The organism is Curtobacterium sp. PhB136, from assembly GCF_004346855.1.
GTDB lineage: Bacteria > Actinomycetota > Actinomycetes > Actinomycetales > Microbacteriaceae > Curtobacterium.
In genome coordinates, this window is record NZ_SMGH01000007.1 from 21,135 (window position 1) to 35,951 (window position 14,817).

13 protein-coding genes are annotated in these 14,817 nt (G+C 70.5%); 4 read left to right on the forward strand and 9 right to left on the reverse strand.

The annotated features are described in order from the left end of the window. Positions 1-4: 4 nt before the first annotated feature. Positions 5-727: a DUF3710 domain-containing protein gene (locus tag EDF27_RS12140; RefSeq protein ID WP_123653267.1), complete on the reverse strand. Its 723-nt coding sequence runs from the start codon at positions 725-727 to the stop codon at positions 5-7. After that, positions 724-1,188 (reverse strand): dUTP diphosphatase, encoded by a 465-nt coding sequence (gene dut, locus EDF27_RS12145; RefSeq protein WP_132049031.1) that lies wholly within the window; start codon positions 1,186-1,188, stop codon positions 724-726. The genes EDF27_RS12140 and dut overlap by 4 nt, the downstream gene beginning before the upstream one ends. A 65-nt stretch (positions 1,189-1,253) precedes the next feature. Between dut and EDF27_RS12150 the strand changes: the two genes are divergently transcribed. After that, on the forward strand, positions 1,254-1,685 hold the full coding sequence (locus tag EDF27_RS12150; RefSeq protein WP_123653265.1) for a DUF3093 domain-containing protein: 432 nt from the start codon (positions 1,254-1,256) through the stop codon (positions 1,683-1,685). Between the two features lie 88 nt (positions 1,686-1,773). Here the strand turns inward: EDF27_RS12150 and EDF27_RS12155 are convergent, their stop codons facing one another. Further along, positions 1,774-2,073: a DUF4193 domain-containing protein gene (locus EDF27_RS12155; protein ID WP_031263038.1), complete on the reverse strand. Its 300-nt coding sequence runs from the start codon at positions 2,071-2,073 to the stop codon at positions 1,774-1,776. A gap of 273 nt (positions 2,074-2,346) precedes the next feature. Between EDF27_RS12155 and sepH the strand changes: the two genes are divergently transcribed. After that, positions 2,347-3,360, forward strand: a complete 1,014-nt coding sequence (sepH, locus tag EDF27_RS12160) for a septation protein SepH (protein ID WP_165931475.1) — start codon at positions 2,347-2,349, stop codon at positions 3,358-3,360. Between the two features lie 57 nt (positions 3,361-3,417). On the opposite strand, the gene EDF27_RS12165 is transcribed toward sepH, so the two are convergent. Further along, complete coding sequence (locus tag EDF27_RS12165; protein WP_132049036.1) at positions 3,418-4,569, reverse strand: nucleotide pyrophosphatase/phosphodiesterase family protein; 1,152 nt, start codon at positions 4,567-4,569, stop codon at positions 3,418-3,420. Between the two features lie 59 nt (positions 4,570-4,628). Here EDF27_RS12165 and EDF27_RS12170 point away from each other — a divergent pair, with 59 nt between their 5' ends. Beyond that, a complete protein-coding gene (locus EDF27_RS12170; RefSeq protein ID WP_132049038.1) occupies positions 4,629-7,115 on the forward strand; it encodes a DNA topoisomerase IV subunit A in 2,487 nt (828 codons plus the stop codon). A gap of 181 nt (positions 7,116-7,296) precedes the next feature. On the opposite strand, the gene EDF27_RS12175 is transcribed toward EDF27_RS12170, so the two are convergent. Then, positions 7,297-9,423, reverse strand: a complete 2,127-nt coding sequence (locus EDF27_RS12175) for a DNA topoisomerase IV subunit B (RefSeq protein WP_132049040.1) — start codon at positions 9,421-9,423, stop codon at positions 7,297-7,299. A gap of 194 nt (positions 9,424-9,617) precedes the next feature. Here EDF27_RS12175 and EDF27_RS12180 point away from each other — a divergent pair, with 194 nt between their 5' ends. Next, a complete protein-coding gene (locus EDF27_RS12180) occupies positions 9,618-9,842 on the forward strand; it encodes a hypothetical protein (protein ID WP_123653260.1) in 225 nt (74 codons plus the stop codon). A gap of 94 nt (positions 9,843-9,936) precedes the next feature. Here EDF27_RS12180 and EDF27_RS12185 read toward each other — a convergent pair whose 3' ends face one another. The 4 genes from EDF27_RS12185 to EDF27_RS12200 form a co-directional block, all read right to left on the reverse strand. Beyond that, positions 9,937-10,710 (reverse strand): hypothetical protein, encoded by a 774-nt coding sequence (locus EDF27_RS12185; protein ID WP_132049042.1) that lies wholly within the window; start codon positions 10,708-10,710, stop codon positions 9,937-9,939. Further along, complete coding sequence (locus tag EDF27_RS12190; RefSeq protein WP_123653258.1) at positions 10,707-11,966, reverse strand: MurT ligase domain-containing protein; 1,260 nt, start codon at positions 11,964-11,966, stop codon at positions 10,707-10,709. The genes EDF27_RS12185 and EDF27_RS12190 overlap by 4 nt, the downstream gene beginning before the upstream one ends. A 9-nt stretch (positions 11,967-11,975) precedes the next feature. Next, the gene (locus EDF27_RS12195; protein ID WP_123703847.1) at positions 11,976-13,256 is read right to left on the reverse strand and encodes an RNA polymerase sigma factor; all 1,281 of its coding nucleotides are present in this window, start codon (positions 13,254-13,256) and stop codon (positions 11,976-11,978) included. 195 nt (positions 13,257-13,451) lie between these two features. After that, complete coding sequence (locus tag EDF27_RS12200; RefSeq protein WP_132049044.1) at positions 13,452-14,777, reverse strand: MFS transporter; 1,326 nt, start codon at positions 14,775-14,777, stop codon at positions 13,452-13,454. Positions 14,778-14,817: the final 40 nt, after the last annotated feature.

Consider the following 14,817-nt stretch of genomic DNA (forward strand, 5'->3'; position numbering starts at 1 on the left):
AGCCTCAGATCGCCGACTGCGTCGACTTCGGCATGTGCAGCGGGATCAGGTCGCGCGGCGGCATCGGCGTGCCACCACGGACGACCACGACGCTGCGGAACAGCTCCTCGATCTCCTCGGCGGACTCCGGGTCCTCCGCCGCCTTGCCCGCGATCACGCCGCGGAGGAACCAGCGGGGACCGTCGACGCCGATGAAGCGCGCGGGACGAGCACCGCCGGTGCCGCCCTCCCCGTCGACGACGACGGGGACGGTGGCGCGGAGCTCGGGGCCGAACGGACCGTCGACCTCGGTCACGGAGCCGCCCTGCCGCTCGATCTGCTCGGCGATCTGCGCGCGGATCTCGTGCCAGAGCCCGGTGGAGCGGGGTGCTGCGAACGGCTGGACCTGCAGCGTGGACTCGTCGTAGTCGAGCCCGACGGCGACGACGCGCTGCGAGCCCTCCTCGACCTCGAGCCGCAGGTGCAGGCCCTCGCGCGGCAGGATCTTCACGCCGCCGAGGTCCACGTACGGCCGGACCGGGTTCGCCTCGGTCTCGTCGAGCGGCCCGTTGTCCTCACGGTCCTCCGGTGCGGACTTGTCCGTCGGGGCCACCGCCACGACCTCGTCGAGGCCGGCGTCGGCCTCGTCGGCGAGCTCGACCTCGGGGGTCGTCTCCGCCACCTCGACGTCGCCGGCGACCGCTTCGGCCACCTCGACCTCGTCACGCTTGCGTCGCCCGATCCTCATCGCTTGGTCCCTTCCTGCTCGTTCGTGACACCGTAGCCCGATGATCCGAAGCCGCCCTGGCCGCGGACGCTGTCCGGGAGCGCGTCGACGCGGGTGAAGACCGCCTGGGTCACCGGCATCACGATCATCTGCGCGATCCGGTCGCCGACCTGCACCGCGTACGGCTCGGTGGCGTCGGTGTTCAGCAGCGCGATCTTGATCTCGCCGCGGTACCCGGCGTCGACCGTGCCGGGGGCGTTCACGATGGTGATGCCGTGCTTCGCGGCGAGACCGCTGCGCGGCACGACGAAGGCGGCGTGGCCGTCCGGGAGCGCGATCGAGAGCCCCGTGCCGACGAGCCGACGCTCACCGGGAGCGAGGACGAAGGCCTCGGTCGAGACGAGATCGGCACCGGCATCACCGGGGTGGGCGTAGCCGGGAGCGTTCTCCCCGGTCCAGAGGACGTCGACTGGTTCGGTCACGTGTCGAGGGTAGTGCAGACCGTGACCGTTCCGTGACCTGCCCCGACTCGTGGTCGAATGGTCTCGTGACCCTGTACCGCGAACGCCTCTGGGCGCCGCCGAGCCTGTACCTGGCGACGGCGCTCGTCATCCCCGCGAGCCTCCTCGTGTTCCTCCCGATCAACATCACGACGGGGATCGTCGTCGCCGTCTGCATGGAGCTCGCCGTCCTGGTGCTCCTGTGGGTGATGGCCCCCGTGATCGAGGTGACGGAGACCGAGTTCCGCGCCGGCCGTGCCCATCTCCCCCGGACGCTGGTGGGCGACGTCGCCGGCTTCACCGGCGCCGAGGCGACGACCCAGCGCGGGCCGAAGCTCGACGCCCGTGCGTGGACGCTCTTCCGCGGCTACGTCAAGGGCGTCGTGCGCGTCGAGGTGCACGACGACGCCGACCCCACCCCCTACTGGCTGGTCAGCGTGCGCGACCCGGAGAAGGTCGCGGCGGCCCTCCGGTCCTGAGCCGTCCCGACCGCACGTCGGTCGGCAAACGCATGACGGGAGGCCCGGTGCCAGCTGGCACCGGGCCTCCCGTCGTCACATGCGTGCCCTAGAGCGCCGCGCACTCCGCGCAGACCGGGCCGAGCTTCGACTCGTGGTCGAGCTGTGAGCGGTGCTTCACGAGGAAGCACTCGACACAGGTGAACTCGTCGACCTGCGGGGGGAGCACGACGACGTCCAGGTCGACGTCGCTGAGGTCCTGCCCGGCCAGCTCGAAGCTGCCCGGGTTGTCGGAATCATCATCGACGACCCCCGACATCTTGTCGGGCACGCGCTCCTTGAGGGCCTCGATCGACTCCGAATCGGAGTTGTCGTCGGTCTTCCGGGGGGCGTCGTAATCGGTGGCCATGCCCATCCATTTCTCGTATCGAGAGGGTCGTCGCCGGAGATCGGCGGCGACAGTATCCAACACGCGCCGCCCAGATGCAAACTGAACGTCGGGTGGCTCGTCTGGCGCTGCAACCCGTGACCGCGCCCGTCCATTCCCGGGGTCCGGGAAACGATGCGGACGAGCACGCGGCACGCCCGTGCGCCTCCCCGGATTCCGCTCCCTCCCGCTGCATACTTCCCGGGTACGACGCACGACCGTACGCACGCATCGGAAGGCGGAACCATGCAAGACGTGAGAGTCATCGGAGTGGAATCCGGGGCGCTCCTGCTCGCGACCGACGGCGGCAGCGAGTTCCGGTTGCCCGTCACCTCGGCGCTGCCGGGGCAGGTCCGGCAGGCGAACCCCGACGGCACGCCGCAGAAGCGGGTGTCCCCCAAGGACGTGCAGGCGCGCATCCGGGGCGGTGCCGACGCCACCGACGTCGCGGCCGCGCTGGACGTCGACGTCGAGTACGTCCGTCGCTTCGAGGGCCCCGTCCTCGCTGAGCGTGCCTTCATCCTCGACGCCGCGCACCGCGTCGCCGTCACCCCCGTCGACGACAGCACGCCGGACACCTTCGGCGAGGCGATCACCGCCCGGCTCGACACCGGCGACGCCACCGGTGTCGCGTGGTCGAGCTGGAAGCACGTCGAGAACGGCTGGATGGTGCAGGTCCGCTACACCGCCGCCGAGGTCGAGCACGACGCCCAGTGGCACTTCGACCCGAAGACGTCGACGCTGACGCCGGACAACGGCGACGCGCACCGCCTGTCGCACACCGAGGACGAGGGGCTCGCACCGCGGCTCCGCGCCGTCGAGCTCGACCCCGAGGACACCGACGGCACCCGCTTCGACTCCGGCGCCTTCCGCGTCGACGAGCCGGACGAGGACGTCACCAACCCCGAGGTCACCGACCGCGCACCGCTCCGTCCGCCGCTCCCCCGCATCGGCACGGCGCAGATCGAGGAACGCGCCCCGGGCAACGAGACCGCCGATCTGCTCGAGGCGCTCCGGCGTCGCCGTGGCGAACGCGAGTCGGTGTCCTTCGCCGACCAGCGCGACGAGCCGCGCGGCTCCGTCAGCGTGGTGGACATCCCGCTGCAGGGCTTCGACGACACGAACGACACCGCACCGCAGCTGGACGGCCGTCCGGCATCGGCTCCGGAACCGGAGGCGCGTCAGGAGCGCAAGAAGCGCAACCGGCGCTCCATGCCGAGCTGGGACGAGATCGTCTTCGGGACGCGTCCCGACGACGACATGGCCTGAGAGCGGCCCTGGAGGCTCGAACCACCCCGGTCACGCACCTCGCGTGACCGGGGTGGTTCAGTTGGCGAAGGCGCCGGCGAGCCGCAGTGGCACGCCCACCTCGTCGTCGGTGAGGGCACCGTGCTGCCCGACCATCCGCTTCGGGTCCTTGCGCGGGTCGAGCTCCCGGTCGTCGTTGAACGCCCACGAGCCCCGCGCCACGACGACGACGTCCCCGATCCGGGGCAGCACCGCGTCGGACACCGTGCCGAACCACCCGGCCGCGACCGCTTCGTCGCGGCTGGCGACGTACGCCCGCTTGCCGTACCGCGTGCGCCACGCCTCGACCAGCGCGGGGACGTCGGTCCCCGGCGCGACGCTCAGCTGGCGGCAGCGCGGGTCCCCCGCGACCCCGACGACGTCGGCCAGCAGGTCCGGGTCGATCGCGATGTTCGCCTCGGGCGGGACGTCGAGCATCCCGTGGTCGGCCGTGACCAGCACCCCGACGTCCGGCGCCACGCGTGCGTCGAGCCGGGCCAGTTCGCCGTCGAGGAGTTCGAGCGCCCCGGTCCACTTCTCGGACTGCCACCCGGACTTGTGCCCGATCGAGTCGAGCTCCGGGACGTAGAGGTACACGAGCGAGCGACCGGTGGCGGTCTCCGCCAGGGCCGCGTCGACGCGCTCGGCGATCGCGTCGGCGGAGACGTACCGAGCGCCGCCGAGGACGTTCGCGGTCATGCCCGACGTGCGGTAGCGGGCCGGGCCCACCACCACGGGGTCGATGCCGAGCGCGGCGGCCTCGGTGAACAGCGTCGGCGCGAGGAGCCACCCGGCCGGGACCTCGGAGTCCCACCCGCCGAGCAGGTTCATCACCGTGCCCGTGTCCGGGTTCCAGCCGCTGTACCCGACCACGCCGTGCGTCCCGGGCGAGCGGCCGGTCGTCAGGGTGGAGAGCGCCGCTGCCGTCGTCGTGGGGAACCCGCTGCGCAGGCGCTTCCGGGAGGCCGCCAGGAACCGCGCGTGCCCGGCGCGCGCTGCGAGGGAGCCCGCACCGAGGCCGTCGACCAGGACGACGACGACGGAACGTGCGGGACGGAGGGCGATCCGTGCCTCCAGGCCGTGTGATCGCACCCACGCGTCGTCCGCGGCGCCGAGCGCGACGAGGCAACTCGGGAGCACGTCGGCGAGGTTCGCGGTGTCGTCGGGGGTGGTCGGTACGCTGGTTGCCATCCCCAGAAGTCTCCCAGATCACGCTGGGCCGGATCGTTCTGGGCCTGCAGGAAGGTGCCATGGCACGCACGGACGCAGTCGGCCTGCCCGACGGTGAGCGCATCGAGGACGTCGACGTCTCCGAGGAGATGCAGGGCTCCTTCCTCGAGTACGCGTACTCCGTCATCTACTCGCGCGCGCTCCCGGACGCGCGGGACGGCCTCAAGCCGGTGCAGCGCCGCATCCTGTACCAGATGTCCGAGATGGGCCTCCGGCCCGATCGCGGCCACGTCAAGAGTGCCCGTGTCACCGGTGAGGTGATGGGCAAGCTGCACCCGCACGGTGACGGTGCGATCTACGACGCCCTCGTCCGGATGGCGCAGCCGTTCACGATGCGCGTCCCGCTGGTCGACGGCCACGGCAACTTCGGCTCGCTCGACGACGGCCCCGCCGCCGCCCGGTACACCGAGGCGCGCCTGGCCGAGCCGTCGATGGCGATGACCGAGGGGCTCGGCGAGGACGTCGTCGACTTCGTCCCGAACTACGACAACCAGATCATGCAGCCGGGCGTGCTGCCGGCGGCGTTCCCGAACCTCCTGGTGAACGGGGCGTCGGGCATCGCGGTCGGCATGGCGACGAACATGGCGCCGCACAACCTCGGTGAGGTGGTCGAGGCGGCGAAGCACCTGCTGATGAACCCCCGAGCCACCCTCGAAGAGCTGATGGAGTACGTGCCGGGGCCGGACCTGCCGTCCGGCGGCACGATCGTCGGGCTCTCCGGCGTGCGCGACGCGTACGCCACCGGCCGCGGCACGTTCCGCACCCGGTCGAAGGTCTCCGTCGAGAACCTGACGCCCCGGAAGACCGGGCTCGTCGTCACCGAGCTCCCCTACCTCGTCGGCCCGGAACGGGTGATCGAGAAGATCAAGGACGGCGTCCAGTCCAAGAAGCTCGTCGGCATCTCGGACGTCAACGACCTCACCGACCGGAACCACGGGCTGCGGCTCGTGATCGGCATCAAGTCCGGCTTCAACGCCACCGCCGTGCTCGAGCAGCTGTACAAGCACACGCCGCTCGAAGAGGGCTTCGGGATCAACAACGTCGCGCTCGTGGGCGGGTCGCCGAAGACCCTCGGGCTGCGTGAGCTGCTCGACGTCTACGTGCAGCACCGGCTCGCGGTGGTCACCCGCCGCTCCGAGTACCGGCTGGCACGTCGCCGTGAGCGCCTGCACCTCGTCGAGGGCCTGCTCGTCGCGATCCTCGACATCGACGAGGTCATCGAGGTCATCCGTTCCTCGGACGACTCCGAAGCCGCACGCTCCCGCCTGCAGGACGTCTTCGACCTGTCCGAGGTGCAGGCCGAGTACATCCTCGAACTGCGGCTCCGTCGCCTGACGAAGTTCTCCCGCCTCGAACTCGAGGGCGAGCGTGACCAGCTCCTCGCCGACATCGCCGCCCTCGAAGAGCTGCTGGCGTCCGACGAACGGCTCCGCGCCCAGGTCGCGCTCGAGCTCACCGAGGTGTCGGACAAGTTCGCCACGCCGCGCCGCACCCTGCTGACCGAGGCCGACGCACCGGTCCGCGGCGGCAAGAAGGCCGTCGTGAACCCCGAGGACCTGCAGGTCGCGGACGCACCGTGCCGCGTGCTGCTCTCCACCACCGGGCGGATCATCCGCGTCGACATCCCGTCGTCCGAGCTCGACGTCGTCCGGGTGCCCAAGCGCTCCAAGCACGACGCCGTCCTCGGCTCCGTGATCAGCACCGTCCGCGGACAGGTCGGTGCCCTGACCTCCACGGGGCGCATCGTGCGGTTCTCCCCCGTCGACGTCCCCGCCGTGCCGCCCGCCGCGGTCCGGCTCGACGCCGGCGTCCGGATCAACGACTACATCGGCATCCCCCGGTCGGAGTCCGTGGTCGCGATCGTGGACCTGAGTGCCGCTTCGGATCTCTCGGTCGCGATCGGCACGGCGCAGGGCGTCGTGAAGCGGGTCGTCCCCGGAGCCTGGCCGGACAAGCCGGACTTCGTCGCGATCGGCCTGAAGCCGGGCGACTCGGTCGTCGGCGCGACGCAGTCGCCGGAGACGGACGACCTCGTGTTCATCACCTCGAACGCGCAGCTGCTGCGGTTCCCGGCGTCGGCCGTCCGCGCGCAGGGGCTCCCCGCCGGTGGCGTCGCCGGTGTCGCACTGGCTGCCGGCGCGTCAGTGATCTGGTTCGGCGCGGTCGCCCCCTCCGAGGACGCCGTCGTCGCCACCGTGTCCGCGTCCTCCTCGGCGCTGCCGGGGACCGACACGGGGCGCGCGAAGGTGTCCTCGTTGTCGGAGTACCCGGCGAAGGGCCGTGCCACCCAGGGTGTCCGGGCGCACGCGTTCCTCAAGGGCGAGGACGGGCTCACCGTGGCGTGGGCGGGCATCGCGCCGCCGCACGCAGTCGGGGCCGACGGGGCCGCACGGACCCTGCCCGACTGGCTGTCGAAGCGGGACGGCTCGGGCAGTCCGCTCGAGGCGGTCATCGCGTCGATCGGCGGCAGCGCCGCGGCGCTCGACGGGACGCGCGGCGAGGCGTAGGCGCGGCGCTGCGCGCTGCGCGCTGCGCGCTGCGCGCTGCGCGCTGCGCGCTGCGCGCTGCGGCGCGCGCCGCGCCGCGCTTCTGGTGCGCGAAAGCGACAGTGGTCGGCCGGTCTCCGGCCGACCACTGTCGCTTTCCGCCACCACTTCGCGCGCACGCCCGCCCGCCGGGCGCTGCGCGTCAGACGTCGATGCGGTCGCGGTCCAGGCCGTCGCCGGCCAGGATGAACTCCTTGCGCGGGGCCACGTCGTTGCCCATGAGCAGCTCGAAGACCTTCGCGGCACCCTCGGCGTCGTTGACGTTCACCCGGCGCAGTGTGCGGTGCGCACGGTCCATCGTGGTCTCCGCCAGCTGGTCCGCGTCCATCTCGCCGAGGCCCTTGTACCGCTGGATCGGCTCCTGGTACTTCTTGCCGGACTTCTCGAGCTTCTTCAGGAGCGTCTGCAGTTCCTGCTCGGAGTAGGTGTAGATCGTGTCGTTCGGCTTGCCGCGGTTCACCACGACGACCCGGTGCAGCGGCGGCACGGCGGCGAAGACCCGACCCTGCTCGATCATCGGGCGCATGTACCGGAAGAACAGGGTCAGGAGCAGCGTCCGGATGTGGGCGCCGTCGACGTCGGCGTCGGACATGATGATGACCTTGCCGTAGCGAGCCTGGTCGAGTTCGAACGTGCGACCCGAGCCGGCACCGATGACCTGGATGATCGACGCGCACTCGGCGTTGCTGAGCATGTCGGAGACCGAGGCCTTCTGCACGTTCAGGATCTTGCCGCGGATCGGCAGCAGCGCCTGGTACTCGCTGTTGCGGGCGAGCTTGGCGGTGCCGAGCGCAGAGTCCCCCTCGACGATGAAGAGCTCCGTGCCCTCGACGTCGTTCGAGCGGCAGTCCGCGAGCTTCGTCGGCAACGAGGAGTTCTCCAGCGCGTTCTTCCGGCGCTGGGTCTCCTTGTGGGCCCGGGCCGAGATCCGGGACTTCATCTCGGAGACGACCTTCTCGAGCAGGGCCGCCGCCTGGGCCTTCTCGGTGCGCTGCGTCGAGGTGAGGATCTCGGTCAGGCGCTTGGACACGACCTGGTCGACGATCTTCCGGACCGCCGGGGTGCCGAGCACTTCCTTCGTCTGGCCTTCGAACTGCGGCTCGGGCAGCCGGACCGTCAGCACGGCGGTCATGCCGGCGAGGACGTCGTCCTTGTCGAGCTTGTCCTGGCCGACCTTGAGCTTGCGCGCGTTCGCTTCCACCTGGGTGCGGACGGCCTTCATCACGCCGCTCTCGAAGCCGGCCTGGTGCGTGCCGCCCTTCGGCGTCGCGATGATGTTCACGAAGCTGCGGAACACGGTCTCGTAGCCGCCACCCCAGCGGAGCGCCAGGTCCACCTCGCACGAGCGCTCGACGTCGGTGGACACCATGTGGCCCTTGTCGTCGAGCATCGGCACGGTCTCGGTGAAGGTCCCGGTGCCCTGGATGCGCCAGACGTCGGTCAGCGCGGTGTCCGGGGCGAGGTGCTCGACGAACTCGCCGATCCCGCCTTCGTACCGGAAGCGTTCGATGACCGGACCGGTGTCGACCGCGGTGCCGGTGGCTTCGGCCCGGGCGGCTGCCGCTTCGATCGCGGCCGGACGCTCGTCGGTGATGGTCAGGCCGAGCCCGGGGACCAGGAACGCGGTCTGGCGCGCCCGGTTGACCAGGTCGGACATGCTGAAGGCAGCGTCCTTCGTGAAGATCTGCCGGTCGGCCCAGTAGCGGATCCGAGACCCGGTGACACCCTTCTTGACCTTGCCCACGACACGGAGCTCGCTGCCCGAGGTGAACGGGCTGAACGGCGCGTCCGGGCCGATGCCCTTCGCGTCGTCGAAGGTGCCGGGTTCGCCGCGGTGGAAGGACATCGCGTAGGTCTTGCCGCCGCGGTCGACCTCGACGTCGAGGCGCTCCGACAGCGCGTTCACGACCGAGGCGCCGACGCCGTGCAGACCACCGGAGGCCGCGTACGACCCCGAGCCGAACTTGCCGCCGGCGTGCAGCTTGGTGAACACGACCTCGACCCCGGTGAGGCCGGTCTTCGGTTCCACGTCGACCGGGATGCCACGCGCGGTGTCGGTGACCTGGACGGAGCCGTCCGGGAACAGCCGCACGCCGATCTCGTCACCGTGGCCGGCGAGGGCTTCGTCGACGGAGTTGTCGATGATCTCCCACAGGCAGTGCATGAGGCCGCGGGAGTCCGTCGAGCCGATGTACATGCCGGGACGCTTCCGAACGGCCTCGAGTCCTTCGAGGACGGAGAGATGGCGTGCGGAGTAGTCGGAGCTCACCTCCCGAGAATACCGAGCACCACCGACACTCCCCGCGCTGACACTCGCACTGGGGGCCGCCGATCCGCGCTCAGCGAAATGGGGGTCCCACAATGCGACGTATTCAGGCAGCACGTGTTGAAATGGGTGGACCCGACCGCACCCCGTGCGGATGGGCCGACCCGCACCACCTGCGATCCGTGAGGAGCACAGCAATGACCCAGACCGTGCAGGACCTCTCCATCGACGAACTCGGCAGCCACCAGCTCACCGCTGCTGACCGTTGCGACAGCTGCGGCGCGCAGGCGTACATCCGAGCGACCATGGCGAGCGGTGAACTGTTCTTCTGTGCCCACCACGGCGCGGAGTTCAAGGACAAGCTCGCCGCCACCGCCATCGAGTGGCACGACGAGAGCAGCCGACTCTACGAGTCGAAGTAGTCGCGCCCGACGCGACGCGACGCAACCCAGAACGAACGGGAGGCACGGTGCCAGCTGGCACCGTGCCTCCCGTCGTTCGTTCGTGTGGTCGCGCTCAGGCGATGCGCTTGAACGCCTTGTCGACGTAGCGGTCGACGGTGGCTCGCGCTTCGCGCGCGTACCGGTCGATCGACGCCGTGCGCTCCGGGTCCGGCGCGTACTCGCGGCCGAGGCGTGCCGTCGCGGCCGCGAGGACCGCGTCGGTGAGCGCGGGGTTCAGCGGCAGGAGCGGCCCCTGGGTGTGGGTGCCGAACGAGGTCCCGCTGATCGCACCCTCGACCGCGGAACCGGCCTGGTTGCCGCCACCCGAGACGACGTCCGCGAACGGGGTCACCCCGGCGCCGAGCTCGATCTTCGTGGCGTGGTCCTCGAAGCCCGCGAGCCGCTTGGACGCGCCGGGGAGCAGCGGGTACCGCGTCTCGAGGACGAAGTAGTTCACCCGGCGCTCGGCTCCGCGGACGGCTCGGGCGTCGAACACGCCGAAGCCGGCGAGCGGCGCACCGTCGGTCGGGACGATCTCGGTCGTCGCGAGGTCGAACCCGCCACCGACGGCCACGATCGGGACGCCGTCGGCCGCGAACGACCGGAGGGGTGCGGCGATCCGGGCCACGTCGGCACCGAGGGACCGCATCGCGCTGAGCGGGCCGTTGCCCACCACGACGACGTCCGCGGCGGTGGGGAGCTCATCGCCGGGGGCGTACTCGAGCACCTCGGTGGGGATGTCGGCGGCGTTCGCGCGGCGCGTCAGGGCCACCACGTTGCCGCGGTCCCCCGAGACACCCATCTGCCGCGGGTAGACGTGCAGGATCCTCAGGCGTTCTGCCGTCATGCGGTCTTCTCCAGGTCCGGGTGGCCGAGGGCCTTCCGGGCGATCATCATGATCTCGTAGTTGACGATGAAGTTCTTCGTCCCACTGGTGGTCGCACCGAGGCCCTGCATGTGCTTGATCGCGGCTTCGACGTCGGGCTCCACACGGCCGATCCGGACGCCGGCGTGCTCGAGGGCGATCGCGATCTGCCAGGCCTTGTCCCCGGAGACGACGTCCACGTGGTCGAGCTTGGAGAAGTCGATGTCGTAGATCCACGAGATGTCCGGCGTGCCCTCGTCGATCGCCATGAGCACCTGTTCGGGGTGGTCCGGCAGCGCGTCGAGGTTGAGCTGGAGGCTCGCGGCGTTCTTGAACATCGTGAACTCGGCGGACTCACCGGCGATGGGCAGCCGCTCACCGCGGCCGTACGCCGGCTTCATCTTCGCGAACGCGGCGGTCACGGAGGACGCACGGAACTGGGCCCCGAGCGCGGCGCTGGCCGTCGCCGTGGCCGCTGCGGCGTCGACCGCGTAGTGCAGCCCACGGGCGGGCAGGCGCACCGGGATGTCCGCGCCGTCGAAGGCGATGGTGGCGGCATCGCCGCGGTTCTCGATGACCACGGAGTCCGCAGCCGTCTCCGAACCGGCGGCCCGACCGAAGTCGTCCGCGTTCTGCAGGCCGTTCGGGGCGGCCGCGACGATCTCGGCGCTCGCACCGAAGCGGAGCACGCGCTGCCCGTCGACACCGACGTAGGCGTCGAGGAACTGGTCGTCGTGGTTCGTGATGACGTTCGCGGTGGACAGTGCCGCCGTGTCGAGCATCATGGCCGCGACGCGCTCGGTCTCGAAGAACCGGTAGAGCTGGTCGACCTGCACGTTGAGCATCGTCACCGTGGAGGGCGACAGGATGCCCGCGAGCTCGACGGCGAAGGCCTCGTCGACCTCGAGGATGCCGATGTCCGCCTTGAGCCGGCCGCCGAGCGAGACCTCGGACAGCAGCGCCGACGCGATGCCCTGCGGCAGGTTCGCGCCGGAGGGGTTCGTGAAGACCCGGAGCCCGTGCGCACGGACGATCTCGGAGATCATGTGCGTCGTCGTGGACTTGCCGTTCGAGCCGAGCACGAACACGACGCCGTTCGGGAACTGCTTCGTCACGTGCTGGAGGAAGTCCGGCACGAGCTTCAGGACGATGTAGCCCGGGTAGGCGGACCCGCCGCCCCGCGCGCGAGCGAGGGCACGGAGGATCCGCCCGATGAGGATCGGGATGAAGAAGCGCACCGCGGCGGCCTACTCGAGGTAGTCGCGCAGCGACTGCGACCGCGACGGGTGGCGGAGCTTCGCCATCGTCTTGGACTCGATCTGACGGATGCGCTCACGCGTCACGCCGAACGTGTCACCGATCTGGTCGAGCGTCTTCGGCTGACCGTCACCGAGGCCGAAGCGCATGCGGATCACGCCCGCTTCACGCTCAGACAGGGAGTCGAGCAGGCTCTCGAGCTGCTTCTGCAGCATCGTGAAGCCCACCGCGTCGGCCGGGACGACCGCTTCGGTGTCCTCGATGAGGTCACCGAACTCGGAGTCGCCGTCTTCACCGAGCGGGGTGTGCAGCGAGATCGGCTCTCGGCCGTACTTCTGCACCTCGACGACCTTCTCCGGGGTCATGTCGAGCTCGCGGGCGAGCTCTTCCGGAGTGGGTTCGCGACCGAGGTCCTGCAGCATCTGCCGCTGGACACGAGCGAGCTTGTTGATGACCTCGACCATGTGCACCGGGATGCGGATGGTGCGGGCCTGGTCGGCCATGGCGCGGGTGATGGCCTGACGGATCCACCAGGTCGCGTAGGTCGAGAACTTGAAGCCCTTGGTGTAGTCGAACTTCTCGACCGCACGGATCAGGCCCAGGTTGCCTTCCTGGATGAGGTCGAGGAACTGCATCCCGCGGCCCGTGTAGCGCTTGGCGAGCGACACCACCAGGCGGAGGTTCGCACCGAGGAGGTGCGACTTCGCGCGCTGACCGTCACGAGCGACCCAGCGGAGCTCACGCTCTTCGGGCTTCGAGAGGCCGGTCGAGTGCTGCAGCTTGTCCTCGGCGAACAGGCCGGCCTCGATGCGCATCGCGAGCTCGACTTCCTGCTCGGCGTTGAGCAGCGCGACCTTGCCGATCTGCTTCAGGTAGTCCTTGACGGGGTCGGCCGTCGCACCCGTGATGGTGGTCGAGTAGACCGGTGCTTCGTCGTCGTCCGACTGCGAGATGACGAGCGCGCCCGCGGCGACCGCGTTGGCCGCTTCGGCAGCAGCCGTCGCCGGCTTCTCCTCGGCGTCGTCGTCGGTGTCGTCCGTCGCGTCGACGTCGACCGGCTCGACGGTCTCTTCGTCGGCGTCGTCGTCCGCCGCGGCCTTCTTGGTCGCCGGCTTCTTCGCTGCCGCCTTCTTCGGGGCCGCCTTCTTGGCGGGGGTCTTGGTGGCGCGCTTCTTCGGCGCAGCCGTGCCGTCGGTCTCGGTGGCGTCAGCCTCCGTCACCTGGTCGGCGTTGTCCTTCGTGGGATCGATCGTCGTGCTCCGGGCAGCCATGCGATCACCTCTCTCGTCGTGCCACGTTCCTGGGGTCGTGGCCTTCCCTCGCCGCCCAGGGCCCGCGCCGCAGTTCCCCCGCGTCGCTGGTCCTCGTTGTCCGGGCAGCACTAGGACCCATGTCAAGTCCCCCACTGAATCCGGCGCACTTGAGGAGCACCTGAACACGGGGAACCCGAACGGGTCCGGCTCTCATTATTGCACGCTCTGCTTCCGTAGGCGTGCAACGAGTGCAACCCAGAGCGGGGCCACCCGTATTCCGTCCTGCACCTGCATCAGGGCACGGGTCCGGCGGCGCGCGTGCAGGAGCATCGCCACGCCGAACCCGATGACGAGGTACTGCACGGTGAGGGCGATCCGGAAGTTCGACCACGCGAAGACCGTGTCGCCCGTCGCCCGCGAGACGACGTCGAGCAGGACGCCGATGCAGTACATCATCACGAATGCCGCGAGGAACCCGCCGACGTTCACGACGCCGTTCGCGGACCCCAGCGACCCCATCGGGTTGAAGGAGCGGGCGAAGTCGAACCCGATCAGCGAGCCCGGACCGCCGATGCCCATCGCGACGACGAGCAGCACGAGCAGCCAGGTCGGCGGGTGGTCCGGCCAGAGCAGCACCGCCGTCCACACCACGCCGAGCAGCACGACGACGCCGAGCACCAGGTTCGACCGGCGGAGCGGGAACCGGGCGCAGAGGATCCCGAGGAGCGGCCCGGCGACGAAGCCCACGACGACGATCACGGTGAGGAAGCCCGCCGCTTCGGTCGCGGAGTAGCCGAGCCCGCGGAGCATCGGCACACCCCAGAGCAGGCTGAACACGGTGCCGGAGGACTGCGTGACGTAGTGCGACCAGAAGCCGAGCTGCGTCCCCGGACGCCGGAGCGCGTGCCCGAAGGTGTGGAACGCGCCCGACCACGTGTGCGGGAGCGGCAGCGGGATGGTGTCCGTGCGCACCGGCACCGGACCGTTCCGGACGAACACGAACGCCAGGGCGAGACCGACGGCACTCGCACCGGCGGCGACCGAGTACGCGACCGACCAGCCGGCGGTGTGCAGCAGCAGGGCGAACGGGAACGCCGAGGCGATCTGGCCGATCTGGCCGAGGTTGCCGGTCCACTGCGAGATCTGCGGCAGGATCCGCCCGCTGAACCACATCGGCAGCAGCCGGATCACCGAGATGAACGTCATCGCGTCGCCCGCCCCGACGAGGATGCGTCCGACGATGGCAGGTCCGATCGTCGGTGACACCGCGACGACGGCCTGTCCGACGGTCAGCAGGAGCGCGCCGAGCAGCACGAGCCGGCGCGGGCCGATCCGGTCGAGGGCGATGCCGACGGGGATCTGCAGGCCCGCGTAGACGGCGATCTGCACGACCGCGAGGGTGGACAGGACGGCGGCGGAGACCGCGAAGCGGTCCTGCGCGTCGACACCGGAGACGCCGAGCGAGGACCGCTGCACGACCGCCAGGACGTACGCGAGGACCGCGACGCCCCACACGACGAAGGCACGGCGGGAGTTCACCCGGAAAGGCTATCGGCGCGGCCCCGCCGCCAGGACGGGC

What these genes read in the sequence shown, in the direction of transcription:
- EDF27_RS12165 (WP_132049036.1), bottom strand. Translation starts at nt 4,569, where the DNA reads ATGGCAACCAGCGTACCGACCACCCCCGACGACACCGCGAACCTCGCC.
- EDF27_RS12140 (WP_123653267.1), bottom strand. Translation starts at nt 727, where the DNA reads ATGAGGATCGGGCGACGCAAGCGTGACGAGGTCGAGGTGGCCGAAGCG.
- EDF27_RS12170 (WP_132049038.1), top strand. Translation starts at nt 4,629, where the DNA reads ATGGCACGCACGGACGCAGTCGGCCTGCCCGACGGTGAGCGCATCGAG.
- EDF27_RS12155 (WP_031263038.1), bottom strand. Translation starts at nt 2,073, where the DNA reads ATGGCCACCGATTACGACGCCCCCCGGAAGACCGACGACAACTCCGAT.
- EDF27_RS12185 (WP_132049042.1), bottom strand. Translation starts at nt 10,710, where the DNA reads ATGACGGCAGAACGCCTGAGGATCCTGCACGTCTACCCGCGGCAGATG.
- EDF27_RS12195 (WP_123703847.1), bottom strand. Translation starts at nt 13,256, where the DNA reads ATGGCTGCCCGGAGCACGACGATCGATCCCACGAAGGACAACGCCGAC.
- EDF27_RS12180 (WP_123653260.1), top strand. Translation starts at nt 9,618, where the DNA reads ATGACCCAGACCGTGCAGGACCTCTCCATCGACGAACTCGGCAGCCAC.